Source organism: Saccharothrix sp. S26, from assembly GCF_021390395.1.
In the GTDB taxonomy this organism is placed as follows: Bacteria; Actinomycetota; Actinomycetes; order Mycobacteriales; family Pseudonocardiaceae; genus Actinosynnema.
The window spans coordinates 15,861-40,858 of record NZ_JAJUWT010000005.1 but is presented as its reverse complement, the minus strand read 5'-3'; the positions used below and the strand labels follow the sequence as shown (position 1 = coordinate 40,858).

Genomic DNA, 24,998 nt, shown 5'->3' with positions numbered 1-24,998 from the left:
GGCGGAAGGCCCTGAGGCTACCAACCGGCGGACGGCGCGCCCGACGAGCCGACGCCGGAGCCGGTCTACTCGCCCTTGGCGAACCGGTCGTTGAGCCGCGCGGCCAGGTCGCGGGTCGGCCCGGTCGGCGGCAACGGGTGGCCCAACGCCGTGGCGAGCACGTCGAGGTGGGTGTCCACGGTCGCCTCGATCAGGTCGGTGAGCGCGGCGGCGGCCGTGCGGGCCCGACGCCAGCCCACCAGCGCCACGCCGACGCCGACCACCGCGGCCGGGTACCAGCGCCAGCCCAGCGCCGCGTACAGCAGGCCCCAGCCGACGAGCGTGGTCGCCGCGTGGAACCGGGTCTCGGCCGCCTGCACGGGCAGCCGCGCCGGTTCGGGCACCAGCAGCCACAGCCGCGGCCACAGCGGGCCCAGGCGCAGGCCCTGGTACTGCGCCGCGACCCGCGCGTCGAGCAGCCGGAACCGCTCGCCGATCCACGTGGCCCGCTGCGGCCGGTAGGCGGGCACCGGGTCGACCCCGGCCCGGGCCGCCGCCCGGTCGAACCGCCACCCGCGCACCGCGACCACCGGCCGGGCCAGCCAGGCGGCCGGTCCGCGCCACGGCTTCACCCACACCGCCCGCGCGAGCCCGCCCAGCGCCTGCGCGGCGAACGCGGCGGCCGCCGCGCCCAGCAGCAGGCCGACGGTGACGACCGCGACCGGCAGCCGGGGGAACGCGGCGACGAGGTCGTTGCCGACCCGCACGACGTCCAGCGCGCGCCGGTGGCCGAGCCGGACCGCGTACACGGCCGCGGCGACGAACAACGCGCCGGGCAGCACGAGCGTGGTGACCCACCGCTCGGCGAGCTTGCCGCCCAGCGACTGCAGGAACGGGTTCACCGCGTCGACCCGGCGGGCAGCATCGGCTCGTCGTCGAACAACGCGCACACCGGGGGACGGCCCTCGTCGTCACGGCGGTCGTGCCGGCCGCAGACCCCGCGCGGGCAGCGGTACTCGCCGCGACCGGTGCTCGGCGGCCGGGGCCCGCGCGGGTCGGGGTAGGCGTTGGTCACCACCGACGGCTCGCCGACACCGCGGGCCGCGTCGTCCGGGCCGTCACCCGCGACCAGGTCGAACTGTCGGCACGCGTCGAGGGCCGACCCGCCGTCGCGCACCCGGGCCACCGCGCGGTCGAGCCGGTCGGACCAGCCGCCGACCGCCGCGGCGCGCCGCAGCTCGGGGAGCAGCAGGCACCACAGCACCAGCGCCTGCCCCTCGTCGAGTTCCACCGCCACGCCTCCCCCTTGTGCCACGCTGGATACCGGTCCGAACCGTAGCGGGTGAGCACACGAGGTCGGTGGACATGCGGGACGTCATCCCCCTGGACGAACGCATCGCGCGGTGGCGCCAGACGGGGGATCCCACCGACGTGCTCGGACCCGACGCCCTGGCGCAGGCCGCCCGGCTGGCGCTGCCCGCCGTCGACGGGGACGTCGGTCCCGAGGTGGTGACCACCCTGGCGGCGCTGCACTGGATCCGCTACAGCGCCCTGCGGCCGGAGTTCGCCGGCGCGGACCTCGACGCGGTCCTGACGCTGTGCGGTCCGCTCGCCGCGCACGCGCCGGACGCCGTGCCGCAGCCCGTGCTGGAGTGGCGCGAGCAGAACCCCGAGGCCCCCGTGCTGTCGTTCGACGAGGTGGGTGGCTTCTACGCGACGGTGATCGCGCGGGGCGGCCTGGTGACCCGGCACCCGGAGCTGGTCGACCTCGGGGTGCGGGCGTGCCGGGCCGCCCTGCGGAGCACCGAAGGCCCCGACGTCACCGTGCACCGGTACAACCTGCTCCTCCTGCTGTGCGCGCGGCACGAGCGCGGCGGCGCGGTGGCCGACCTGGACGAGGCCGTCGAGGTGGGCAGGGCCGCCCTGGCGCCCGCCGATCACCCGCTCGTGCCGGCCGTGGGGCTCAACCTCGGCCTGGCGCTGCACACCCGCTTCGAGATCCTGGGCCGTGAGGCCGACCTCGACGAGGCGACCGGGCTCCTGCGCCCGGCGCGGACCGTGCCGCTGGAGGACGACGAGCGGCTCCGGTACCTGTTCGCCCTCGGCACGACGCTGGCGTTGCGCGGTGAACGCGGCGGTCCGCCCGCCGAGCTGGACGAGTGCGTCGAGGTGGCCCGCGAAGTCCTCACCGCGTGCCCGGAGGGTCACCCCGACCACCCCGTCGCGCTCCTGCTGCTCGCCGAGGCCCTCAAGATCAGGTTCGTCCGGACCGGGGAGGCCGCCGACGTCGCCGACATCGACGAGAGCGTCCGGCTCACCGCGCGGCTGTTGTCCGCCGACCCCGAGGAGGCCGCCCCCGTCCCGCTGCTCAAGCACATCGGCGGGCTCGTGCTCCGGCTCCTGCACGCCCGCGCCTATGGCACCGCGGACGAGGGCGACCTGGCCGAGGCGACGAGGCTGGCCGCCGCCGCCGACGCCGCCGTGCCCGAGGGGCACCCGCTGCGGCACGAGGTGGACCAGGCGCTGGGTCTCGTGCGGCGCGCGGCGCACGACGACTACCCGGCGGCCGAGCGGGCGGCCCGCGCGGCGCTGTCGGCCGAGGGCGCGGAACCGGCCCGGCGCGTCACGGCCGTGTTCGCGCTGGCCGACGTGCTCACCGCGCGGTACGGGCAGACCGGTGACACCGCCGTGCTGGAAGAGGCGACGCGGCTGCTGCGGGAGGTCGTGGCGGAGGCCGACCACCACGTCCTGATGGCGGCCCGACTCAAGCTGGCGGAGGTCGCGCGGGAGTGGTTCCGGCTCTCGGGCGCGGACCGCGACCTGGACGCGGCGGTCGAGGCGGCACGGGAAGCCGTCCGCACCGGCATCCCCGACCAGGTGCTGCGCGCCGAGCACCTGTGGCACCACGCGAACCTGCTGCGGCAGCGGTTCGAGCGCACCGGGCGGCGCGGTGACCTCGACGAGCGGATCGCGGTGCTGCGCGCGATCGCGCCGCTGGCCGTCGACGACGCCGATCGCGCGAGTCACCTGCACCAGCTCGCGGCCGCGTGCACCGCGCGGTTCCAGCTGACCGGCGAGCCCGCCGACCTCGACCGCGCGGTGATCGCGGTGGACCGCGCCGCCGCGCTCTTACCCGCCGACCACGCCGGGGCACCCCGGGTGTGGACCACCGGCGCGGTGGTGCGGCAACTGCGCTTCGTCATCGCGGGCGACCCGGACGACGTCGCCGAAGCGGTGCGACTGGGCCGCGCGGCGGTCGACCGCACGCCGTCCGACGTCCCGCACCGGGCCGACGCGCTCAACGCCCTGGCCGTCTCGCTCGGCTCGGCGGCGAAGGCGGCGCGCGACCCGGCGGGCCTCGCCGAAGCCGTCGACGTCTCCCGCGAGGCGATGGCGGTGGCCGGCGGCCGCCGTGTGACGGCGTCGCTCACGGTGAGCGAGCTGCTGATCGAGCGCTACCTGCTCACCGGCGCGGCGGGTGACCTGGCGGAGGCCGCCGCCGCGCTGCGGTCGGCGTTGCCCGCCGCGACGGGCCACGAGCGCGGCTCCCTGCTGAACAACCTCGCCCTGGTCGTGCACCAGCAGGTCCAGCACCACGGCGCCTCGGCGGACCTGGACGAGGCCGTCGAGGAGATCCTGCGGGAGGCGGGGCAGGCGCTGGCCGCGATGCCGTCGGGGCACGTCGACGCGCTCGCGTTGACCGCGAAGACCGCCGCCCTGCGCTCCGGCCGGTACGAGCTGCGCCGCGACCCGACCGACCTCGAACGGGCGATCGGAGACCTGAGAGCGGCCGTGGCGGGCGCGACCGGTGCCCACCCCGGGCTGGCCGAGTGCCGGTTGCACCTCGGCCTGGCCCTGACCTTGCGCTTCGCGCACCACTTCGTGGCCGCCGACGGGGAAGAGGCGGTGGCCGTGCTGCGCGAGGGGATGACCCAGGCCGCACCGGGCGACGTGCGGGTGGCGCTGCGCCTCCAACTGGCGCTCGCGTTGTTGTCGCGCGCGCAGTGGTCGCCGTCCCCGGAGGCGCGCGACGAGGCCGTCGAGCTGCTGCGCGCGGCGAAGGACGACTTCGGGCCCGGCACGTCGGGCCACCTCGCCGTCCGGCTGCACCTCGGGCGCGCGTTGCAGCTGCGCTACAACGAGACCGGCGACCCGGCCGTGCTCGCGGAAGCGATCGAGGCCACCCGGACCGGTGTCCGGACGACCGCGCCGGACCACGCCCAGCACGCCACCCTGCTCGTGCTGCTCGGCACGCTGCTGACCCAGTGGTTCGAGCGGACCGACGACCCGGCCGTGATCGACGAGGCCGTCGACGCGCACCGCCGTGCCGCCGCCACGACCACCGCGGGCACCGGGCTCACCGCGGCCGCCCTGTCCGAGCTGGCGAACTCGCTGCGCGTGCGGTACCTGCGCCGTTCCGACCCGGGGGACCTGGAGGAAGCCGTCGCGGTGGCCCGGCGCGCCCTGGCCCTGCCGGGGTTGCAGCCGCCCGAGCGGGCGTCGGCGTCGGCGGCGCTGGGCAACACCCTGCTGGTCCGCGCACAGCACACCGGCGACCTCGCCGATTTCACCGCGGCGGTCGACCTCGGTCGCGGCGCCGTCGGCGAACTGCCCGGCGGGCACTTCCTCATGCCGTTGCACCTGATGGGGCTGGGCACGGCCCTGTGGGCCCGCTACGAACGGGCCGGCGCGATCACCGACCTGCACGAGGGGATCGACGTCATGCGCGCCGCCGCCGACCGCAGCGAGGACAGCGCGCTGCGCTCGATCATGCTGACCAACCTCGGCAACGCGCTGTGCGCCAGGGCACGCCACCTGGGTTCCACGGCGGACGTCGACGAGGCCGTGGTCGTCGCCCGCGCCGCGGTCGACACCGCGTCCGAGGCGACCGCGCCCACCTGCCTGCTCAACCTCGCCGTCGCCCTCCAGATCCGCTTCCTCGAACGCCACGACCCGGCCGACCTGGACGCGGCGATCGAGGCCGCGTCCGAGTCGGTCCGGCGGTGCCCGCCGGACCACCCGCTCCAGGGGCAACTGCTGTCGAGCCTGGCCATGATGCGGTTCAGCCGCGGCCAGGCGCGGTCGGGCGGCGACGACCTCGACCGGGCCGTCGACCTGCTCCGCGAAGCCGTGGCGATCACCGACCCGGCGCACGCCTCGCTGCCGATGCACCGGCTGAACCTGGCGTCGGTGCTGCGCGCCCGCTACGACCGCCGCGGCGGGGCCGACGACGTGACCGAGGCCGTCGAGCAGAGCAGGCAGGCTGCCGACACCATCCCGGCGGACGACCCGCGTCGCGCGTCGGCCTGGCTCACCCTCGGCCTGGTGCTGGGCCTGCGCCACGACCGCCACCGCGTCGCCACCGACTACGACGACGCCGTCACCGCCTGCCGCGCCGCCGTCGAATCCCCTTCCGCCACCCCGGTGGTGCGCGCGTCCGCCGCCCTGGCCTGGGCCTTCCTCGCCGCGCGGCACGCGGACTGGCCGTCGGCGGTCGAGGGGTTCGGCGTGGCCGCCGCCCTGCTGCCGCAGGCCGTCTGGCACGGCGTCGAGCGCGGCGCGCGGGAACGGCGGCTGGACCGCTGGGAGGGCGTGGCCTCGGCGGGCGCGGCGGCCGCGCTGGAGGCGGGCGAGGTGGAGCTCGCGGTGGAGCTGCTCGAACGCGGCCGCTCGGTGCTGTGGTCGCAGGCGTTGCAGACCCGCGACGACGCGTCGGTGCTGCGGGCGCGGGACCCGGCGCTGCACGACCGGCTGCGCAGCGTGGCCGCGGAGATGGCGGCCGCGGACGCGCCGGTCGGCCTGACGCCCGCCCTGCCCACCGGCCTCCCGCCGGACGCCGCCCGCCGCGACCGGGACCGCCGCATCCGGTTGGCGCAGGAGTGGGACCGGCTGCTCGCGCGGGCACGGGCGCTGCCGGGGCTGGAGCACCTGTTGCGCGTGCCGCCGCTGGCCACACTGCGCGACGGCCTGCCCGACGGGCCGGTGGTGCTGGTCAACGTCGACGACGTGCGGTGCGACGCGCTGGTCGTGCGGCGCGAGGGCCCGGTGGAGCACATCCCGCTGCCGGACCTGACGGCGTCGGAAACCTCCCGCCGCGCCACCGCCTACCTGCGCGCGTTGCGCGTGCTGGGCCGCCCGGCGGTGCCCGGCGACCTGACCCGCACCGGCGCGAAGCAGACGCTGCACGTGACGCTGGAGTGGCTGTGGGACGTCGTGGCCGGACCGGTGCTCGACCACCTGGGCCTGCACGACGGCGAGCGCGTGTGGTGGTGCCCCACCGGGCTGCTGACCCTGCTGCCGCTGCACGCCGCCGGCTACCACGACCCGGCCGACACCCCGGCCGGGCGGACCGTGCTCGACCGCGTCGTCTCCTCCTACACGCCGACGTTGCGCGCGCTCGCCCGGGCCCGCCAGGCCGACGCGCCGGCGACCGCGGACCGGCGGCTGCTCGCGGTGAGCCTGCCGGAGCCGCCGCCCGGCGAGGTGGCGCTGAGCCCGCTGCCCGGAGCCCGCGCCGAGGCCGAGTTCTTCGCCCGCGCGCTGCCCGGCGCGCACACGTTGCGCGTCGGTGAGGCGGCCACGCACGCCGCCGTCACCGAGGACCTGCGCACCCACGCGTACGCGCACTTCGCCTGCCACGGCGCGCAGGACCTGCGCGACCCGTCCACGGGCGCGCTGTACCTGTGGGACAAGCCGCTCACCGTGCTCGACGTGGCCGGGCTCGACCTCGCGCACGCGGAGCTGGCGTACCTGTCGGCCTGCCACACCGCCGTCGGCGGGGCCACCCTGCCCGACGAGGCCATCCACCTGGCCGCGGCCCTCCAGCTCGCGGGCTACCGGCACGTGGTCGCGACCCTGTGGACGGTCGCCGACCGGACCGCGGTCGACGTGGCGACGTCCGTCTACAGCGCCCTGGTCGACGGGGACGGCCTCGACCTCGCCGACACCGCCCGCGTGCTGCACCGGACCGTGCGGGCGCTGCGTGACGCCGACCCGCGCGACCCGACCCGCTGGGCGCCGTACGTCCACTCGGGAGCATGATCCCGACCCGCCCCCTCGCGTTACGGCATCAGGGTGACGCCTCGACGGCGTGGTAACCCTTTCCGACAGCCGCGTCGATACGCGGTCAGCACATGGTGAACGGAGAGCACATGTCGACCACCGAGAAGCCGTTGACCGACGACGGTTTACCGGGGTTGTTCCACGTGGCCGACGCGATGTCCCTGCGCGGCCAGCGGGACTACCTCCGCGCGTTGCGGGCGCGGTTGGTGCTGGCCGTGCTCGCCGCGGTGTGCGGCGTGTTCGCGTTCAAGGTCGGCCGGGTGGACGTCGCCGCCGTGGGCACCGGTGTCGCGCTGCTGGTCATGCTGCTGGTCGAGCAGCACTTCCGCGGCAGCTCGCCGGAGACCAAGTGGTACGACGGGCGGGCGTTGGCCGAGTCCGCGAAGAGCATGGGCTGGCGCTTCGCCGTCGGCGGCTCGCCGTTCCCGCTCGGCGAGGACGAGCGCGCCGTCGAGCTGCGGTTCATCCAGCAGATGGGCGCGCTGCTCAAGGACGGCCCCAACAGCGGCATCACCCCGCCCGACCGCCCGACCGTCAGCCAGGCCATGCGCGACCTGCGCCGGGCGGACCTGGCCACGCGCAAGCGCACCTACATCGCCGACCGCATCACCGAGCAGCAGACCTGGTACGCGGCCAAGGCCACCGTCAACGAGCGGCGCGCCGGCCAGTCGCAGAGGGTGCTGTACGTGTTCGCGTTCGCGGGCATCATCGCCGCGTTCGCCCGCGCGTTCGGCTACATCGGCTTCGACCTGGCCGGGGTCGCGGCCGCGCTCATCGCGGCGGGCGCGGCGTGGGCGGGCACCAAGCAGTACTCCACCCTGGCCCGCGCCTACGCCTACGCCTCGACCGAGCTCGGCATCGTCAAGGACCGGTGCGCGCTGGTGGCCGACGAAGCGGCGTGGGCCGCCGAGGTCGCCGACGCGGAGGAGGCGATCAGCCGGGAGCACACCATGTGGCGCGCGTCCCGCACCCGCGCCACGTCGTGACGCCCGGTCACGAGCCGAGGTCGAGCCGGCGTGTCGTGGTCGAGCGCGGTCCCGCTCCCCGACGTCCCACAGGCTGCGGGCCAGGTTGACCGCGGAGACGAGCGTGTCGGGGCGGTCCTCGCCGAGCACGAGCCTGCGGCGGGTCCACGTGCTCTCGTCCCACTCCCGCGCCGTGGCGTGCTCACCGACCCCGCGCAGGTCGGCGGCCAGGTTGTCGGCCACCGCCAACGTGGTCGGGTGCCGGTCCGACAGCAGCTCGCGGCCCAGGTCGTGCGCCCGTCGTCGCAGCGGCAGCGCCTGCGCGGGCTCGCCGCGCCGGTTGAGGTAGGTGGCCGTGCGGTCCAGCAGCCAGGCGATGTCGTGGCCGACGAGCCGCAGGTCCCGGTCGGGGTCGGTGACCGCCGGCACGTGCGGCAGCAGTTGCCGCCACGTCGACCGGACCACCGGGTCGCCGCCCCCGCCCTGGGGCACCGCCGCGCACAGCGGCAGGACCGCCGTGGTCGGCCGGCCCAACAACGGCCCGGCCGTGCCGTCCGCCCGCGCCCGCAGCAGCGTGGCGGGCACGGTGCGCAGCCGCACGCTGTCCCGCTCCGGCTGCACCATCGCCTGACGCCGCAGCTCGGACCGCAACGTCGCCGGGTCCGCCGGCGGCGGGGGAGCAGGTCGTGGTGCCGGGCGACCAACGCCAACGGCACCGGTTCCGGCGCGAGCCAGGCGGGCAGCGTCACCAGTTGGAACGCCGCGATGTCCTGGTCCGCGAGCCGGTCGAACGCCTCGGACCACGACGCGGCGACCGAGGTGGGGCAGCCACCGACGCCCCTGCCGCCGCCCAACGCCTTGTCCGCCTCGACCCGCGACCGCGCGAGGTAGCTGTCCGCGTCCAGCGTGGTGTCGGCCAACAAGGCCCCCGCCTGGTCCACCGCCGGCGGCAGGTCGCCCAGCGCCTCGGCGACCCGGCCCGCGTCCACCTCGTCGAGGTGGTGGGCCATCGAGCACAGCAACGCGACCGACTCGGCGCGGGCGAACGGGGTGACCGGCACCGCCGCGGCGAGGTCGCGCCAGTCCGGGTCGCGGGTCGTGGTCACGACGTGCCCCGCGCCACCGGGCAGCAGCCCGCGCAACGCCGCCGGGTCCTCGGCGCTGCCGAACACCGGCAGCCGCCGGTCCTGCGCGCGCAGGGCACCGGATAATCAGGCCACGGCCGCGCCGGCGCCGTCGGACGGCTCGGCCACCCGCAACGCCCGCGCCGGCTCCGCCAGGTGGTTCACCACCAGCTCGGGCGTGCCCGTGGGCACCCACCAGGCGACGTCGTACCCGGCGGCGAACCGCGCGCGTATTCCAGCACGGTCGTCGTCTTGCCCATGCCGCTCATGCCGAGCAGGGCAACGCGGAGGTGGCCGGTCGGCTCCTGCCGCAGCCGATGCCAGCAGGGCCTCGCGGCCGGTGAACCGGGACAGCGGCGCGGGCAGGTTCCACAGCCGGGTGCGCGCGGTCCACCTTCAGCTCGGTCAACGCCTGGTGCACCGCGGTCTCCGCCTGCGCCGGGGACCACACCGCCGCGATCGTGCCGACCTCGGCCGGCCGGGCCCGGAACCGGTCCTGGCGCGAGCCGCGCTCGCGGTCCGGGAACAGCCGGGCGGGCCTCTGCGCGTCCTGGTCGAGCAGGAACACCAGCCGGTGGATGCCCGCCTCGCCCGCGACCTCGTACTCCAGCTCGGGCCGGTCGCGCACCGGCGAGCCGTACCGGAACCCGGCCGGCAGCACGTACACGTCGGCCTTGAGCACCGCCTCGCGGCACACCTGCGCGGGCTTGTCCTCCCGTGCCGCGAAGTAGGCCATGTCGATCACCGCGTCGCCCGCGCGGCTGATCGCCGACTCCACCGCGTCCACCAACGACCGGCCCGCGGGCAACTCGCGCAGTTCCGAGGTGTGGCTGATGAAGACCCGTCGAGGCGGTCGCGCGCGATCAGCATCGCAGGGGCCGCGCACCCCGCACTTCTCGGACGAGGCGGGTCACCGCGACCCGACGGGCTCCTCGCTCGGGGCCGGGCGCGGCGCGAGGACGTTGGCGAACCCGACCGCCAGCAGGCACAACACGACGGGCACGAGGAACGCCATGTTCAGCGGGATCCAGTGGGCCAGGCCGCCGATCAGCGCCGGACCCGCGAGCAGGCCCACGTAGCCCAGGCCGACGACGCGGGCCATCAGCGCGCCGGAGGAGCGCTGGTCCAGGTTGCCCGCGGCGGAGAAGAGCTGCGGCACGCTGCCCGACAGGCCCAGGCCGAACAGCGCCCAGCCGGTGAACGCCAACCACACCCACGGCGAGAACACCACGAGCGTGAGGCCGAACGCGGCCAGCGCCGCCCCGTACCGCACGATCGCGACGGGGCCGACGAGCGCGGAAACCCGGTCGGTGGCGAACCGGCCGACGGTCATCGCCACGGCGAACGAGCCGTAGGCGAACGCGGCCGTGCTGGTGGTCGTGCCCAGGACGTCCTCGGCGTGCAGCGCGGCCCAGTCGTTGGCGACGCCCTCGGCGAGCATCATGGCGAACGCGATGGCACCCAGCAGCCACACCAGCTTGGTCGACGGCTTGGCCGCCGCCGGGGTGCCCTTCGCGGCCTCGTCGGGCTCGGGGCGGCCGTCCATGAGGAACCGGCCGGTCAGCAGCGACACCACGATGGTGAACACGCCGCACGCGCCCAACGTCACCGCTGTCGGCACGTCGGCGCGCAGCGTCAGCGCGCCCACGACCGCCGCGATGGCGCCGCCGATCGACCACATCGCGTGGAACGCCGCCATGATCGGCCGCGGGTAGGCGCGTTCGACGACCACGGCGTGGGAGTTCATGGCCACGTCGATCGTGCCGTTGCCGAAGCCGAAGAACAGCAGGGCCAGCCCCAGCGCCCACCAGGACGTGGCCAGGCCGGGGAAGAACAGGGCCGTGCCGAGCAGCACGCCGGCGGCGGGCAGGAGCTTGCGCTGGCCCCACCGGTCCGCGAGCGGCCCCGCGACCTGCATGCCGAGGAACGCCGCGCCGCCGAGCACGAGCAGCAGCCCGCCCAGGGCGCTGTGCGAGATGCCGGTCGCGCGTTCGACGTTCGGGATGTGCACCACCCACAGGCCGACGGCGAACCCGTTGAGGGTGAAGTAGATCCACGTCGCGACGCGGGCGGCACGTGGCAGGGGGGTGGTCACAGGGTCTCCAGTCGTTCGGCTACGTGCACGAGCACCCCGCGTGCGGTCAGCTCATCGCGCAGGGAGGCGGGGGTCTCGGTGTCGGTGACCAGCACGTCGGGCCGGTCGGCGGGGCAGACGTGGGCGAGCGCGGTCCGGTCGAACTTCGTGCTGTCGGCGAGCACGACCGTGCGCCCGGACACGGCCATCGCCTGCTGCTTGACCTCGGCGTCGGCCAGGTTGTGCGCGGTCAGCCCGGCGTCGAGGTCGAACGCGCACGGGCTGAGCACGGCGACGTCGAAGCGCAGCGCCCGCAGCGACGCCAGCGCCAGCGGCCCGACCAGGGCGAGCTCGCCCGGCCTGGGTTCACCGCCGGGCAGCAGCAGCCTCACCTCGGGCGCGTCGAGCAGCTCGCGCACCGCGTGCAGCGACAGCGGCATCACGGTGACCGGGCGGCCGCGCAGCAGCTTGGCCACCTCGACCGCGGTCGTGCCGCTGTCCAGCACGAGCGTCTCGCCGTCGCGGATCAGCTCCACGGCGGCCGCGGCGATGGCGCGCTTGGCGTCGCTCGCGGTCGTGGCCCGTGCCGTGAACGGCGGCTCGACGCCCGCGGGGCTGAGCGGCACCGCGCCGCCGTGCACCCGGCGCAGCACGCCGCCCGCCGCGAGCAGGTCGAGGTCGCGTCGGATGGTCATCTCCGACGCGCCGGTGGCCGCGGCCAGCTCCGCCACGGCGACCTGAGCGCCGGAGCGGAGCCGTTCGATGATCACCCGGTGGCGGTCGGCGCTCTTCACGGGAGCAACCGTCGCAAATTATGTGCGTTCGAACAAGTGGTTTGTGCTTACGATCGCTTTCGCGGGTCAGCCGGCGGTGCTCAACGCCTCGACGGCCTCGACCAACGGCCGCAGCTCGGGTTCGTGGCGCGCTTCGTCCAGCGCTTCGCTCATCGCCGCGCCGTGGGTGGGGCGCGCGGCTTCGAGCAGGGCGAGGCCGGCCTCGGTGACGTCGGTGTAGATGCCGCGGCGGTCGGTGGGGCACAGGTAGCGCGACAGCAGCCCGCGGTCCTCCAGGCGCGTCACGAGCCGGGTGGTCGCGCTCTGGCTCAGCACGACCGACGCCGAGACCTGGCCCATCTGGAGGTGGCCGCCCTCGCCGTCGTGCTGGCGGCTGAGCACCTCCAACAGGGAGAACTCACGCGCGCTCAGGCCGTGCGCGGCCTGGAGGGCCCGTTCGACCCGGGACTCGATCCGGCCGTGCAGCGCGGAGAGCGCGCACCAGCCGGTGGCCAGCGCGGTGAGCGACGGACTGGTTGCGGTCATGACGGCCTCCTCGCCGACGGGCGGCGCACCCCTGCGACGCCGCTCACTCTACCACTACCCGCGCTTGCGCATATAACGCGTGCGCAATTAACGTCTGACGCGGTTAATCCGCGCTGGCTCATCAACTGGAAGGCTCCGCTCATGCCTCTCGCGCTCGTGGCCCTGGCCATCGGGGCATTCGGGATCGGCACCACCGAGTTCGTGATCATGGGGTTGCTGCCCGAGGTCGCCGGGGAGTTCGGGGTCTCGATCCCCGTGGCGGGCTGGCTGGTGACCGGCTACGCGCTCGGCGTCGTGCTCGGCGCGCCGCTGCTGACCGTGCTGGGCACCAGGGTGTCCCGCAAGAAGATGCTCATGGCCTTGATGGGCCTGTTCGTGGTGGGCAACGCGCTCTCGGCGGTCGCGCCGGTCTTCGCCGTGATGCTGGCCGGCCGGGTCGTGGCGTCCCTGGCGCACGGTGCGTTCTTCGGCGTCGGCTCGGTGGTCGCGGCCGCGCTCGTCGCCCCGGAGAAGAAGGCGTCCGCCATCTCGTTGATGTTCACCGGCCTGACCCTGGCGACCGTCGTGGGCGTGCCCGGCGGCACCATGATCGGCCAGGCGACCGGCTGGCGGGTCACGTTCGGGCTCGTCGCCGCGCTCGGCGTGGTCGGGCTGCTCGGCGTCGCGAAGCTGGTGCCCGAGACCGGCCGGCCGCGGGGCGTCACCGTCCGCACGGAGTTCGCCGCCTTCCGCAACGCCCAGGTGTGGCTGGCGATGGCGATGACCGTCCTGGGCTACGGCGGGGTGTTCGCCGCGATCACCTACATCACCCCCATGATGATCGAGGTCGCCGGCTACTCGCCCGGCGCGGTGACGTGGCTGCTGGTGCTGTTCGGCGTCGGCATGTTCGTCGGCAACCTGGTCGGCGGCCGGTTCGCCGACCGCGCGCTGATGCCGATGCTGTTCGTCTCGCTGGGCGCGCTCTCGGCGACCCTGCTGCTGTTCACGGTCACCGCGCACGACCGGGTCCTCGCCGCGATCACGCTGGCGCTGATCGGCGCGCTCGGCTTCGCGACCGTGCCGCCGTTGCAGAAGTGGGTGCTCGACCAGGCGGCCGCCGCGCCCACGCTGGCCTCGGCGGCGAACATCGGCGCGTTCAACCTCGGCAACGCGCTGGCCGCCTGGCTCGGCGGCACCGCCATCGCCGCCGGTCTCGGCTACACCGCGCCGAACTGGGTCGGCGCGGTGCTGTCCGGGACCGCGTTGGTGCTGTCGTTCGTCGCCGCCCACCTGGACCGGCGCACCAAGGCGGCCGAACGCGCCCTCGCGGGCGCGCTCAGCTGACGCGGATGCCCTCGACCACTTCTGCTCGGCGGGCCGGCGTACTCGCGCTCGATCCGGGCGTACCCGGCGTCGATGTCCTCCTCGCCCTGCGGCGGGTTCTGGTAGTGCACGCGCCACGACCCGCCGCCCAGGCCGAGCCGGACGCACGTGCCGCAGGCTGTTGCCGCCCACGCCGATGGTGACGACGTCCGTGTCGCCGCCCAGACCGGCCCGCTCCACCTGCTCGGCCTGCGCGATGTGCCGGATCCCCGCGCCGCCGCAGCAGGAGTCGGCCGGCTCCACCTCCCCGCCAGGCGGGAACTCGGCCGGATCCCGGTTCACCAGGTCGGGGTAGGAACGGGTGGTGCTGCAGGAACCGCCCACTGGCAGGTGGCGGTGGTCGCCCTCGCCGGTGTGCCCGCGAGCAGCACGACGGCCGGCGCGAGCCGGGTCGTCTCGCGGATCATGATCTCCTCCGGTCACACCGCACGTGTCTGCGGTGGACGGTAGGGCGAGCATGCGTGCGGGCAGGTCCGCTCGACACGGCGACACACGGCCTGTGGAACCCCGCCGCCCGGCCGGGGTTCCACCGCACCGTGTGACGAGCGCGGCAGGCGTCTTAGCGCGATCTTTACGTCGCCAGGAGCGGCGGATCCGGCTCGGGCCGGGTTGACTCCCCGTGTGACCGACCAGGGGACGCCCACCGCGAAGGAAACAGCCGGCATGACCGACACGCCACCGGGCGTGGTACCGGCACGGGTGGACAGCCCGGTCCGACCGTCCGCGCCCTCCTCCCGGCTGGGGCGCTGGCTGCTGGAGCACCGCGTGCAGCCGGTCGGGCCCGCGGGCTCCGACCAGCACGCCGAGCCGACGGCGTGGTGGAAGGTCATGTGCCTGACCGGGGTGGACTACTTCTCCACCTTGTCCTACTTGCCCGGTATCGCCGCGTTGGCCGCCGGCGCGCTCTCGCCGTTGGCGACGTTGCTGATCGTGGCGCTGACGCTGTTCGGGATGTTGCCGATGTACCGGCGCGTGGCCAAGGAGAGCCCGCACGGCCAGGGTTCGGTGGCGATGCTGGAGGACCTGCTGCCGTTCTGGCGGGGCAAGCTGTTCGTGCTGGTCCTGCTCGGCTTCGTGGCCACGTCGTGGATCATCACGATCACGCTGTCCGCCGCCGACGCGTCGGTGCACGCGCTGGAGAACCCGCGCACGCCGGAGTTCCTGCACGGCCAGGAGGTGCTGGTCACCGTCGTGCTGCTGCTGGTCCTGGGCGGGGTGTTCCTGCTCGGGTTCAGCGAGGCCGTCGGTGTGGCCATCCCGCTCGTCGCGGTGTTCCTGCTGCTCAACGCGGTGGTCGTGGTGGCGGGCGTGGTGGAGGTGGTGTCGGAGCCGGTCGCGCTGGACCGCTGGCTGGACGCCCTGACCGCCGGCGGAGGCGGGCCGGCCGGTGTCGTCGGCCCGGCGATCCTGGCGTTCCCGCTGCTGGTGCTGGGCCTGTCCGGGTTCGAGACGGGCGTGAGCATGATGCCGCTGGTGGCCTCCGACGGCCGGACGCCCGAACAGCGGCTGGCCGGCCGCATCCGCAACACCCGCAAGCTGCTCACCACCGCCGCGGTCATCATGTCGGTCTACCTGATCGCGACCAGCTTCGTGACCACGGTCCTGGTGCCGGTGGAGCAGTTCCAGCCCGGCGGGCAGGCCAACGGCCGCGCCCTGGCCTACCTCGCGCACGACCTGCTCGGCGAGTGGCTCGGCACCGCCTACGACATCAGCAGCATCCTGATCCTGTGGTTCGCGGGGGCGTCCGCGATGGCCGGCCTGATCAACATCGTGCCGCGCTACCTGCCCTCCTACGGCATGGCCCCGGAGTGGGCCCGCGCCGTGCGGCCGGTCGTGCTGGTCTACACCGCCGTGTGCGTCCTGATCACGATCGTCTTCCGCGCCGACGTCAACGCCCAGGCGGGCGCGTACGCCACCGGCATCCTGGCGATGATGGTCTCCGCGTCGGCCGCCGTGACGCTGTCGTGCGCGCGGCGTGGCCGCAAGGGCCCGGCGATCGCGTTCACCGCGCTCACGTTGATCATGCTGTACGCGCTGGTCGAGAACGTGATCGAGAAGCCGGACGGCATCACCATCTCGTTCTTCTTCATCGTCGGCATCATCGCCGTCTCGCTGGTCTCCCGCGTCACCCGCACCACCGAGCTGCGTGCCGACCACATCGAGTTCGACGACGAGGCGCGCCGGTTCATCGCCGACTCCATCGCCCACGACGGCGCGCTCACCATCATCGCCAACCGCCGCCAGGCGGGTGACGCCGCGGAGTACGCGGACAAGGAAGCCGAGCAGCGCGGCGCGAACCCGGTGCCCGGCCAGGCCGACGTGCTGTTCCTGGAGATCGACGTGGTGGACCCGTCGGACTTCAGCGACGTGCTCAAGGTGCGCGGTGTCGAGGTCGGCGGGCACCGCGTGCTGCGCGCCGGCAGCCCGGCCGCGCCCAACGCCATCGCGGCGATCCTGCTCGTCCTGCGCGACACCACCGGCGTCCTGCCGCACTGCCACTTCGCGTGGAGTGAGGGCAACCCGGTGGGCCACCTGTTCCGCTACCTGCTGCTGGGCCGCGGCGACACCGCCCCGGTCGTCCGCGAGATCATCCGCACCCACGAACGGGACGAAGCCCGCCGTCCCCGCATCCACGTCGGCGGGTGACGGCTCAGGTGTCGGCCGTGACGCGTGCCAGGGTGCGCCGGCCCAACCGGCTCATGGTCGGGTTGCTCTCGACGTAGTACCAGACGAGCCCCATCGCCTGCTCGAACGCCCACGCCCGGCCGCGCTGCCACTGCGGGTCGTCGCACCCGAGGGCGTCGCGGAACACCCGCCGCGGCCCCGGTTCGAGCAGGTGCCACGCGCTCACGAGGTCCAGCGCGGGATCCGCGGGCCCCAGGCCGCCGACGTCGATGACCCCGCTCAGCCTGCCCCCGGCCACGAGCACGTTGCCGGGGATCAGGTCGCCGTGGGTCATCACGTCGTCGTCGTGCCGCGGCAGGTCGCGCAGCTCGTGCCACAGCCGGCGCAACCCCGGCACGTCCAGGAGCCGTCCGCTGCGCTCGAAGCACACCTCCATCCACCCGTCGTGGGACCGCAGGTCACCGCCGCGGCCCGAGCCGCCGAACGCCCGCCCGCGCGTGTCCATCGCCCGCACGTCCCGGATGAACTCGGCCAGGTCGAGCGCGAACGCGACCGAACCGCCCGGGTCCTCGGCCGTGGCCACGACCCCCGGCAGCCACGTCTGCACCGACCACGGCAGCGGGTAGTCCTCACCGGGTTCCCCGATCGCAACGGGCTCCGGCGTCCGGAACCGCGTGCGGCCCAGGAGTTCGCGGGCCGCCTCTGCTTCGGACTCCAACGACCGGCGCACCGGCTCGACGTCCCCGGGCCGCAGCGGGAACCGGGCCGCGAGGCGTTCGCCGACCCGGAAGATGGCGTTGACCGTCCCCTCCGACGCGACCCGCGTCACGGGCAGGCCCCGCCACTCGGGGAACTGGGCGTCCACGAGGCGACGCACGGTCACCGGGGACACGGTCAACTGATCGGCGTGCATCCGCATGACCCCAGCCTCACACGCCGACGTCCGTCGCGGTAACAGCCGCCCGAACCGCGCCGATGACGTGAGTGCATCCATCTGACGAAGGGGGTGCGCGATGGACCCGACATCAGGCTTGTCCATGCTGGAGGCCGCGGTCCCGGTCGAGGTGACCGGTGTACAGGCGCACCAGGCGTGGCTGGCGAGGTACCCCGTCGCGCCGGGCGGGCAGTGGCGCGTCGTGGTCGCCCTGGCGTGGTGCACCATCACCTCGGGCGAGTACCGCGGCCAGTACGCGATCGAGGTCCGGTTGGACGGTCGGCGCGTCGGCGAGCTGACGTACCTGGCGTCACGGCGTTACGCCGACCTCATGGGCCGGGTGATCGACGCCGGTGACACGCCGGGGTGCGAGGCGGTGATCACGGTCGGCCGACGCGGTCTGGAAGTCGTGGTCTTCCTGCCGCGACACCGGGCGGGGGAGAAGTCGCACCGTCCTGTGTGGATCGCCGCCGGCGTCGTGGCGTTCCTGATCGTCGTCATCGCCGCGGTGGTGGACGCCGGTCAGTACACGAAGGACTCGGCCGCTGGGCCGGTCACGACCGCGTCCCGCACGACGACCACAACCGTCGCGCCGACCAGGACCACCACAACGACGACGACCACCACGACGACCACCACCACCACCACGACCACACCGACCACCAGTGTCGCCGAGCCCTCGCCGGAACCGAAGCCACAGCCACAACCGCAGCCACAACCGCAGCCACAACCGCAGCCACAACCGCAGCCACAGCCGGAACCACGGCCGAACCCGACGACCGAGGCACCGCCGCCCGCCCCGAACCCGGGCTGCCACCCCAGCTACGACCCGTGCGTGCCGATCGCGAGCGACGTCGACTGCAAGCCGGGCAAGGGCGACGGTCCCGCCTACGTGACCGGGCCGATCAAGGTCATCGGACCGGACGAGTACCGCTTGGACGCCGACCACGACGGTGTTGGTTGCGAATAGGGAGGAAGCCGTGGCGGCACGCGGACGTGCACGTACGACTGGACGCTCAGCGACGTCGGTGGTCAGGCGACGCTGACCGTCTACCGCCCGTGGGCGGTGTCACCAGTCCAGCGGCAGGGTGGCGATGTAGTCGTTGAGCAGGCCCGAGATCAGGCGGTGGTCGGCGAGGGAGAAGTGCCAGTCGCAGCCGAGGCGGTCGAGGCCGGGGTTGTCGTAGTTCCAGAAGCGGACCCGGTTGTCGCCGCGGGCGTTGCGCTCGGTCACCACCTGCTGGGCGGTCTGGGCGAACAGGTTCGTGGCGCTGACCACGATCACCGTGTCGGGACCGTACTGGGTGCGCAGCTTGTCGATGGACCCCTGGTACGCGGTCTTGTACGCGGCGACCAGGCTGTCGGCGGTCCACGGCTCGCCGGGGTTGATGGCGGTGGAGAAGTCGTTGGTGCCCAGGCCGACCACGACCAGCTGCGGCCGCCAGGTGGCGGGGTTGCGCCACACGTCTCCGGGCACGTTTTGAAGGCCGCGCTCGTAGAACGTGCGGAAGGTGGTGTCCGGTTCACCGCCGTTGTAGTTGCGCACCATGCCCCGGCCGGAGTGGGCGTTGACCTGGTAGTCGGCCCCCAGGCCGCGCGCGGTGAGCGCGCCGAACGTGAGGTCGGTGTTGGTGTTGCGGTCGACGCCGCCGTTGGCCGAGCAGTCGCGCGTGGTGGACAGGTTGCCGTAGCCGGCGGTCAGGGAGTCGCCGATGAACTCGATCTGGCGGGTGCGCGCGGCGGGCTTGTCCAGGATCGCGCCGCCGGCGGCGGGCAGGAACCCGCCGAACTCACCGGCGGCCCAAGCGCTCTCGGTCCGCTTCACCAGCCGGACGGTGTGCTCGGCGTTGGTCAGGCCGGTGATCCACCGGGTGACGCGGCCGGGCGTGACCAGGGAGGCGACGGTCGTCCCGTCGACCTGGACGTCGTAGTCGTTGGCGGCGTCGTTGAGCACGATCCCGACGCCGGTACCGCGGAAGCGGCTCTCGAAGTAGATGCCCGGCCACGTGTACCGCGCGACGCCCTCGGCGGCCCGGACCCGGCCCACGGTGTGCGCCCGGTCGAGGACACCGGGCACCGGCGGCGTGGAAGTCGTGGTCGTCGTGGTGGTGGTCGTCGTGCTGGTGGTCCCGGTGCACAAGGTGCCGTTGAGCGTGAACTGGGTGGGCACCGGGTTCGAGCCGGTCCACGAGCCGTTGAAGCCGAACCCGGCGCTCGCGCCGGTGCCGAGGCTGCCGTTCCAGCTCACGTTGTCGACCTCGACCCGCGCACCCGACTGGCGAACGGTGCCGTTCCAGATCTGGGTGACCTGCTGGCCCGCCGCGAACGACCACGCCAACCGCCAGCTCGGCACGGGGTCGCCGAGGTTGGTCACGGTCACGTTCGCGCCGAAACCACCGGTCCACTGGTTGGCCACCTGGTAGGTGACCCGGCAGCCGACGGCCGCCTGGGCGGGCGCGGTGGTGACGGTCGCGGCGGTCAGGGCCGCGGCCACCGCGGCGACGACCGCGCCGGCCACCGCCGACCGGGAACGATGACGCGTGGTGTGCACCTGATCCTCCACGGGACGTGGGACAACGGTTCTGGGAACGCTCCCGGACGGTAGCGAAGAAGTTGCGCCACGAGAAGGGCCGACCTGGGTACGGGTGCGGTGCGTATCGATTGGCGGCCCGCACCGGGAGGTCCGGAAAGGACTTCCCGCACGCGTTACCGGGCGAGCCACCGTCACCCGATGACCGGGTCCGATCCCGCACGCCCGGCCCGGCACCGGACCCGGTGTCAGGATCTGTCACCTCCCAGCCCGGTGGCGTGAGACGACGGGGGAGCGCGAATGCCGGTCCAGGGGCGGTTGGCGGCCGGCAGCGGGTCCACGGCTGGAACCAGGCGTTGGGCCCGTCGAAGGACCAGCGCGCTGTCGGACCGGGTGGCACGCCTGGCGCTGGTGTTGCGGGCCAACACGATGGCGCGCGGGACGACGCGCGTGCGGCCGGAGTACGTCGACCGGATCCTGTAGCTGGTCAATCGGACGTCAAGCCCGCAGCGACCCGCGCGTGCGGGGAGAGGGGCTGGCCCACGGCCGCAAAGGCGGCGACCAGCCCCGGCGCGCCGCAGGCCGAGGACCACTCGTCCAGCAGTTGCCAGCAGCCGCCGTGCACGAACACCACCAGCGGCGCGGTCGCCGGGAAGAAGTGCACCTGCTCGGCGGGGTCCGCGCCGTAGGGCAGCGCCCGCCAGGTCAGCGCGGCCCGTGCGGCGGCGGACCGCTCGGCGTACCGGTCGAGGTAGGGCTGGACCGAGGCGACGCCCAGGCCGGGCAGGTAGTCGTGGTCGAGCCGGCCCGCACGGGCCGCGGCCAACTCGGCTCCGCTCACCGGGCGCGCCCGCTCGGCCCCGTGCCCCACCGGTCCTGCGCGCTCCTGTTGATCAGGGCGGTGACAGCAGCCAGGTGCCGCCCGGTCGACTGGTGCCCGGCGGCGGTGGCCGGTGGCACGCGGCGGCACGGGCGAGCCGACCCGGACGTGCGGGATGATTAGGGCGAACGCGGCCGGTGCGTCGATGACCGCCCGGTTCGCCGGAGGTGCGGCGGAACCTGCGGGGTGCCGAATTCCCCGTCACCGGGAAGGCCGCGGGCGGGTGTTCGACACCCGGTCCGGCGACGGGGTCGGCTAGGGTGGGCGCCATGTCGAGTCCCGAGGCGGACACGGTGGGGGCTTTCGGTCACGCCGTCAGCCCCCTGAACCCCTGATCGCAGGTCCGTGACGCCGCGTGCGCGCGGCCGCGACCGGTGCGCCTCGGGCGCTGACCGCGGTGACGAGAGGTCCCTTCTCGTGCTTCTCCCACCTCGGAGCCCACTCGATGCCCGTCCCGCTGTACCTGCTCGCCCTGGCCGTGTTCGCCATGGGCACCTCGGAGTTCATGCTCGCCGGCCTCGTGCCGGACCTCGCCGCCGACCTCGACGTGAGCGTCGGGACGGCCGGCCTGCTCACGTCGGCGTTCGCGGTCGGCCTGGTCGTCGGCGCGCCGCTGATGGCCGCGCTCGCCCGTGACCGGCCGGGCCGGTTCAGCCTGCCCGGGTTCGTCGTCGCGTTCCTGGCCGCCCACGTCGTCGGCGCGCTGACGTCGAACTTCCCCGTCCTGGTGGTGACCAGGGTGGTCGCGGCGCTGGCGAACGCGGGCTTCCTCGCCGTGGCGCTGACGACCGCCGCCGCGCTGGTCCGCCCCGACCTCAAGGGACGCGCGCTGGCCGTGTTGCTGTCGGGCACGACGGCGGCCACGATCGCCGGGGTGCCCGGCGGCGCGGCGCTCGGCGCGCTGCTCGGGTGGCGGGCCACGTTCTGGGCCGTCGCCCTCCTCTGCGTGCCCGCCGCCCTCGGCGTCCTCACCGGACTGCCGGCGGCCGGTGGAGGGGGACGCGCGGCCGGACGGCCCGCCCTGCGGTCGGAGCTCGGGCAGCTCCGGCGTCCCCGACTGGTCCTGGTCCTGGTGCTCGGCGCGCTGGTGAACGCGGCGACCTTCGCCACCTTCACCTTCCTCGCCCCGGTCGTGACCGGCACGGCCGGGCTGGACGAGCTGTGGGTGCCGGTCGTGCTGGTGCTGTTCGGCCTCGGGTCGTTCGCCGGTGTCACGGCCGCCGGGCGGTTGGCCGACCGGCGGCCCGGCCTGGTGCTCGCGGCCGGTGGTCCGGCGCTGCTGCTCGGCTGGGTCGCGCTGGCCGTGCTGGCGGACCGGCCCGCCGCCCTGCTCGTCCTGGCGTTCACGCAGGGCGTGCTGTCGTTCGCGTTGGGCGGCACGTTGATCACGCGAGTCCTCTACGAGGCGGCCGGAGCACCCACGATGGCGGGTTCCTACGCCACGGCGGCGCTCAACGTCGGTGCGGCCGCCGGGCCGCTCCTCGCCGCCACCACGCTCCACACCGGGAACCTCGGGCCGTTGTGGACGAGCGCGCTGCTGGTCGCGGTCGCGCTGCTCGTCGCGCTGAGGTTCAGACCCGGCCGGAGCGCTTGACCGTCGGCGCCGGTCGCACGACGTCCGCGGGCGGCCACCGAACGGTGGCCGCCGAGTGCGGAGAGTCCACCGTGCGCACGTCCCGCCGGAAGGTGTCACCTGATCGTGTCTCTAGTGCCGGTGTGCGACGGAGAGTGGACTGGTGCCACCGGCAGCGAGGGGACACACCATGATCGACACCGCCGCGGTGGACGCGTTGAAGCACCAGGGCGACCCGCTCGCCGACGCCGTCGTCGCGGAGCTGATCGCGACGGGCCGGGTCGGCGAGGTCAACCGCGTGCTGACGCACTTCCGCGCCAACGACCAGCCCATCCCGGACGACCTGCCCACCGTCGTGCGCGAGTTCCTGATCGCCACGGACAACCCGCCGGACTGGGCCGACCCCGACCGCGTCGCGCGCGCCTACGACTTCTTCGTGGACGACGGCGTGCACGTCGCCTCCGTGCTGACCTTCGGCGCGATGGTCAACTGCTACGCCCAGCCGCGCGCCTCGCGGGCCCTCACCCTCACCCACGGCCTCAACCAGCCGCACCGCAGGCTCTCGGAGACCTCGCAGTTCGTGCTGAACATGATGGGGCGCGACGCGTTCGGCTCGGGCGGGTCGTTCGTGCCTGCCATCCAGAAGACCCGGTTGATCCACGCCGCCGTCCGGCACTTCCTCACCGCCTCCGGCCGGTGGGACGTCGAGGCCGAAGGCGTCCCGGTCTGCCAGCAGGACATGGTCGGCGCGTTGCTCATCTTCTCCGTGCAGGTGATCGAGGGGATGCGGCGCATCGGCATCTCCGTCACCGAGCAGGAGGCCGCCGACTACTACTACGTCTGGCGCGTCACCGGGGCCATGCTCGGCATCCCGGTGCAGGCGCTGCCAGAAACCCTCGACGACGCCCGCGAGCTGAACGCCGTCATGGTGCGAGCGGCCTACGGCCCGTCACCCGAAGGCGTGACGTTGACCCGCAACCTGCTCACCACGTACGAGAAGCTGTTCCCCGGCAAGCTCTTCGACGGCGTGATCGCGGCCATGATCCGCCAGGTGGTCGACCCGGAGGTGGCCGACTGGATGGAGGTGCCGCGCTCCCGCGCGTGGGCCGGCGTCGTGCGGACCGGCACCCGCCTGGTGCGCGCCCTGGAGCGTTCGGAGGACAACAGCGCCTTGGCGAACACCATCCTGGACAAGGCGGGTGCCCTCCTGCTCGGCGGCAGCGTCCGCACCCTGACCGACGGCCAGTCGACCACCCTCAGCATCCCGACCGACCTGCGCGAGCGCTGGGAGGCGGCCGGCACGTGCCCGGTCGTCACGCCCGCGGAACCGGTCTGACCACCCCGCTCACGTGCGGGGCTCGGCCGCCACCGGGCGCAGGCGCAGCCGGAGGCGGCGGGGGGCGTGCAGGACGTCGAAGGTCGGCACGGGTGCGCGGTGCGGGTCCAGGTGGTGGGCGCGCAGCACGGCCGCGAGCACGACCGTCAGCTGCGCGAGGGCCGGCCGTGCCGCGGGGCAGGTGCGCGGGCCGAGCGCGAAGGGCAGGTAGGTGCCGGGAGCCGGGCGGAAGTCGCCGGTCCAACGCCGCGGCCGGAACCGCGACGGCTCGGACCAGCGGTCCGGTGCGCGGTGGTTGAGGTAGGGGCTGAACAGCAGGTCCGCGCCCGCCGGCAGGTCGCGGACCGGTGCGACGAGCCGACGGCGCAGCCGCCAGACCGGCGGGTGCAGGCGCAGGGTCTCGCGGAGCACCGCACGGCACAGCGGCAGGTCCGCCGTCGGCCCGGCGTGGGCCAGGGCCTCGGCGCGGGCGTCGCGCTGGACGTCGGGGTGGGTGGCCAGCTCGTGCAGCGCCCAGGCCAGCGCGGTGGCCGGCACGTGGTGACCGGACAGCAGCATGGTGCGCACGGCCGACGTCACCGTGTGCTCGTCGAACCCCCGCTCCGCCAGGACCGCCGGCAGGCCGTCGGGGGAGCTGGTGTTCCGGACGTGCGCGAGGATGGCGGTGCGGGTGGCGCGTTGGGCGTGCCGCAGGCGAAGCCGGCCCAACGGCGAGCGCGCCCGCCCCGCGAGGACCAGTTCGCGTTCCACCAACGGGGGCAGGACGTCGGACGGTTCGCCCAGCAGGTGCCGGGCGGTGACGGCGGACACCAGGCGCACGGACAAGGCCACCGCGTCGACCTCACCCGGTGCCGGCGTGCCGGCCACGATCCGCCGGGCCTGGTCCGCGGCCGCGGCGATCCCGGGCACGGCCAGGACGGGGCGCATCGCGCTTCGGACCGCCATCCAGGTGGCCAATCCGTCCGGGCCCCACGAGGTGGGCGGTGTGCGGCCGCCGGTCCTCGCGGTGGTCGCGTCACGGCTCGCCAGCAGCCGTTCGGTCTCGCCCGGATCGGTGACCAGCCACACCCCGGGCTCGACCTCGACGATCCCGTCGCCGGACCGCGCCGCCGCGGACCACCGCAGCACGGTGGTCCGGGCGGAACCGATCACACCGACGGGTAGGCGTAGTAGCCGGTGCTGGTGAAGCGTCGACGCCGGAGGATCCTGTGCAGGAATCTCATGAGCACCATCCC

Annotated in this window: 20 protein-coding genes and 1 pseudogene; 10 read left to right on the top strand and 11 right to left on the bottom strand. The window is 74.5% G+C overall.

Annotation, left to right across the window (positions count from 1 at the left end):
- Positions 1-65: 65 nt before the first annotated feature.
- Together LZG04_RS09190 and LZG04_RS09185 are read right to left on the bottom strand one after the other, a co-directional pair.
- Positions 66-881, bottom strand: a complete 816-nt coding sequence (locus tag LZG04_RS09190; RefSeq protein ID WP_233815273.1) for a hypothetical protein — start codon at positions 879-881, stop codon at positions 66-68.
- Positions 878-1,276, bottom strand: coding sequence for a hypothetical protein (locus tag LZG04_RS09185; protein WP_233815271.1), 399 nt, complete (start codon positions 1,274-1,276; stop codon positions 878-880). The genes LZG04_RS09190 and LZG04_RS09185 overlap by 4 nt, the downstream gene beginning before the upstream one ends.
- A 68-nt stretch (positions 1,277-1,344) precedes the next feature.
- Between LZG04_RS09185 and LZG04_RS09180 the strand changes: the two genes are divergently transcribed.
- Together LZG04_RS09180 and LZG04_RS09175 are read left to right on the top strand one after the other, a co-directional pair.
- Complete coding sequence (locus LZG04_RS09180; RefSeq protein ID WP_233815269.1) at positions 1,345-7,020, top strand: CHAT domain-containing protein; 5,676 nt, start codon at positions 1,345-1,347, stop codon at positions 7,018-7,020.
- A 110-nt stretch (positions 7,021-7,130) separates the two neighbouring features.
- Positions 7,131-8,027, top strand: coding sequence for a DUF4231 domain-containing protein (locus LZG04_RS09175; RefSeq protein ID WP_233815267.1), 897 nt, complete (start codon positions 7,131-7,133; stop codon positions 8,025-8,027).
- A gap of 117 nt (positions 8,028-8,144) precedes the next feature.
- Here the strand turns inward: LZG04_RS09175 and LZG04_RS42945 are convergent.
- Positions 8,145-8,435: pseudogene (locus LZG04_RS42945) on the bottom strand (tetratricopeptide repeat protein); the annotation flags it as partial.
- Between LZG04_RS42945 and LZG04_RS09170 the strand changes: the two are divergent.
- Together LZG04_RS09170 and LZG04_RS09165 are read left to right on the top strand one after the other, a co-directional pair.
- Positions 8,362-8,637 (top strand): hypothetical protein, encoded by a 276-nt coding sequence (locus LZG04_RS09170; RefSeq protein ID WP_233815264.1) that lies wholly within the window; start codon positions 8,362-8,364, stop codon positions 8,635-8,637. The pseudogene LZG04_RS42945 and the gene LZG04_RS09170 overlap by 74 nt on opposite strands.
- A 121-nt stretch (positions 8,638-8,758) precedes the next feature.
- Positions 8,759-9,217 carry a hypothetical protein gene (locus LZG04_RS09165; protein ID WP_233815262.1) on the top strand — a complete coding sequence of 153 codons (459 nt, stop codon included), beginning with the start codon at positions 8,759-8,761 and terminating at the stop codon, positions 9,215-9,217.
- Positions 9,218-9,395: 178 nt separating this feature from the next.
- Here the strand turns inward: LZG04_RS09165 and LZG04_RS09160 are convergent, their stop codons facing one another.
- The 4 genes from LZG04_RS09160 to LZG04_RS09145 all read right to left on the bottom strand — a co-directional run bounded on the left by LZG04_RS09160 (position 9,396) and on the right by LZG04_RS09145 (position 12,523).
- A complete protein-coding gene (locus tag LZG04_RS09160) occupies positions 9,396-10,016 on the bottom strand; it encodes a DUF4062 domain-containing protein (RefSeq protein ID WP_233815259.1) in 621 nt (206 codons plus the stop codon).
- Between the two features lie 24 nt (positions 10,017-10,040).
- Entirely contained in the window at positions 10,041-11,225 is a 1,185-nt protein-coding gene (locus LZG04_RS09155; RefSeq protein ID WP_233815257.1) for an MFS transporter, read from the bottom strand.
- Positions 11,222-11,998: a DeoR/GlpR family DNA-binding transcription regulator gene (locus LZG04_RS09150; RefSeq protein WP_233815255.1), complete on the bottom strand. Its 777-nt coding sequence runs from the start codon at positions 11,996-11,998 to the stop codon at positions 11,222-11,224. The genes LZG04_RS09155 and LZG04_RS09150 overlap by 4 nt, the downstream gene beginning before the upstream one ends.
- Positions 11,999-12,064: 66 nt before the next feature.
- The gene (locus LZG04_RS09145) at positions 12,065-12,523 is read right to left on the bottom strand and encodes a MarR family winged helix-turn-helix transcriptional regulator (RefSeq protein ID WP_233815253.1); all 459 of its coding nucleotides are present in this window, start codon (positions 12,521-12,523) and stop codon (positions 12,065-12,067) included.
- Between the two features lie 141 nt (positions 12,524-12,664).
- On the opposite strand from LZG04_RS09145, the gene LZG04_RS09140 reads away from it, so the two are divergent.
- Both LZG04_RS09140 and LZG04_RS09135 read left to right on the top strand, forming a co-directional pair.
- A complete protein-coding gene (locus LZG04_RS09140; protein ID WP_233815250.1) occupies positions 12,665-13,846 on the top strand; it encodes an MFS transporter in 1,182 nt (393 codons plus the stop codon).
- A gap of 702 nt (positions 13,847-14,548) precedes the next feature.
- Positions 14,549-16,531 (top strand): amino acid transporter, encoded by a 1,983-nt coding sequence (locus LZG04_RS09135; RefSeq protein WP_233815247.1) that lies wholly within the window; start codon positions 14,549-14,551, stop codon positions 16,529-16,531.
- A 4-nt stretch (positions 16,532-16,535) separates the two neighbouring features.
- Here the strand turns inward: LZG04_RS09135 and LZG04_RS09130 are convergent, their stop codons facing one another.
- Positions 16,536-17,393 carry an aminoglycoside phosphotransferase family protein gene (locus tag LZG04_RS09130; RefSeq protein ID WP_233815244.1) on the bottom strand — a complete coding sequence of 286 codons (858 nt, stop codon included), beginning with the start codon at positions 17,391-17,393 and terminating at the stop codon, positions 16,536-16,538.
- Between the two features lie 130 nt (positions 17,394-17,523).
- Here LZG04_RS09130 and LZG04_RS09125 point away from each other — a divergent pair, with 130 nt between their 5' ends.
- Positions 17,524-18,414, top strand: a complete 891-nt coding sequence (locus LZG04_RS09125) for a hypothetical protein (RefSeq protein WP_233815242.1) — start codon at positions 17,524-17,526, stop codon at positions 18,412-18,414.
- Positions 18,415-18,513: 99 nt separating this feature from the next.
- On the opposite strand, the gene LZG04_RS09120 is transcribed toward LZG04_RS09125, so the two are convergent.
- The gene (locus tag LZG04_RS09120) at positions 18,514-19,995 is read right to left on the bottom strand and encodes a cellulose binding domain-containing protein (RefSeq protein ID WP_233815240.1); all 1,482 of its coding nucleotides are present in this window, start codon (positions 19,993-19,995) and stop codon (positions 18,514-18,516) included.
- Between the two features lie 279 nt (positions 19,996-20,274).
- Here LZG04_RS09120 and LZG04_RS09115 point away from each other — a divergent pair, with 279 nt between their 5' ends.
- Positions 20,275-20,457, top strand: a complete 183-nt coding sequence (locus LZG04_RS09115) for an aromatic amino acid ammonia-lyase (protein WP_233815237.1) — start codon at positions 20,275-20,277, stop codon at positions 20,455-20,457.
- 4 nt (positions 20,458-20,461) lie between these two features.
- On the opposite strand, the gene LZG04_RS09110 is transcribed toward LZG04_RS09115, so the two are convergent.
- Positions 20,462-20,815: a hypothetical protein gene (locus LZG04_RS09110; RefSeq protein ID WP_233815234.1), complete on the bottom strand. Its 354-nt coding sequence runs from the start codon at positions 20,813-20,815 to the stop codon at positions 20,462-20,464.
- 484 nt (positions 20,816-21,299) lie between these two features.
- On the opposite strand from LZG04_RS09110, the gene LZG04_RS09105 reads away from it, so the two are divergent.
- Positions 21,300-22,448, top strand: coding sequence for a Cmx/CmrA family chloramphenicol efflux MFS transporter (locus LZG04_RS09105; RefSeq protein ID WP_233815232.1), 1,149 nt, complete (start codon positions 21,300-21,302; stop codon positions 22,446-22,448).
- A 169-nt stretch (positions 22,449-22,617) separates the two neighbouring features.
- Complete coding sequence (locus LZG04_RS09100; RefSeq protein WP_233815230.1) at positions 22,618-23,763, top strand: oxygenase MpaB family protein; 1,146 nt, start codon at positions 22,618-22,620, stop codon at positions 23,761-23,763.
- A 9-nt stretch (positions 23,764-23,772) separates the two neighbouring features.
- On the opposite strand, the gene LZG04_RS09095 is transcribed toward LZG04_RS09100, so the two are convergent.
- Complete coding sequence (locus tag LZG04_RS09095) at positions 23,773-24,915, bottom strand: cytochrome P450 (RefSeq protein ID WP_233815227.1); 1,143 nt, start codon at positions 24,913-24,915, stop codon at positions 23,773-23,775.
- Positions 24,916-24,998: the final 83 nt, after the last annotated feature.

Bases quoted from the DNA above. Each gene is read 5' to 3' on its own strand.
- LZG04_RS09175 (WP_233815267.1), top strand. From the start codon at position 7,131: ATGTCGACCACCGAGAAGCCGTTGACCGACGACGGTTTACCGGGGTTG.
- LZG04_RS09145 (WP_233815253.1), bottom strand. From the start codon at position 12,523: ATGACCGCAACCAGTCCGTCGCTCACCGCGCTGGCCACCGGCTGGTGC.
- LZG04_RS09100 (WP_233815230.1), top strand. From the start codon at position 22,618: ATGATCGACACCGCCGCGGTGGACGCGTTGAAGCACCAGGGCGACCCG.
- LZG04_RS09105 (WP_233815232.1), top strand. From the start codon at position 21,300: ATGCCCGTCCCGCTGTACCTGCTCGCCCTGGCCGTGTTCGCCATGGGC.
- LZG04_RS09180 (WP_233815269.1), top strand. From the start codon at position 1,345: ATGCGGGACGTCATCCCCCTGGACGAACGCATCGCGCGGTGGCGCCAG.
- LZG04_RS09140 (WP_233815250.1), top strand. From the start codon at position 12,665: ATGCCTCTCGCGCTCGTGGCCCTGGCCATCGGGGCATTCGGGATCGGC.
- LZG04_RS09115 (WP_233815237.1), top strand. From the start codon at position 20,275: ATGCCGGTCCAGGGGCGGTTGGCGGCCGGCAGCGGGTCCACGGCTGGA.
- LZG04_RS09125 (WP_233815242.1), top strand. From the start codon at position 17,524: ATGGACCCGACATCAGGCTTGTCCATGCTGGAGGCCGCGGTCCCGGTC.
- LZG04_RS09135 (WP_233815247.1), top strand. From the start codon at position 14,549: ATGACCGACACGCCACCGGGCGTGGTACCGGCACGGGTGGACAGCCCG.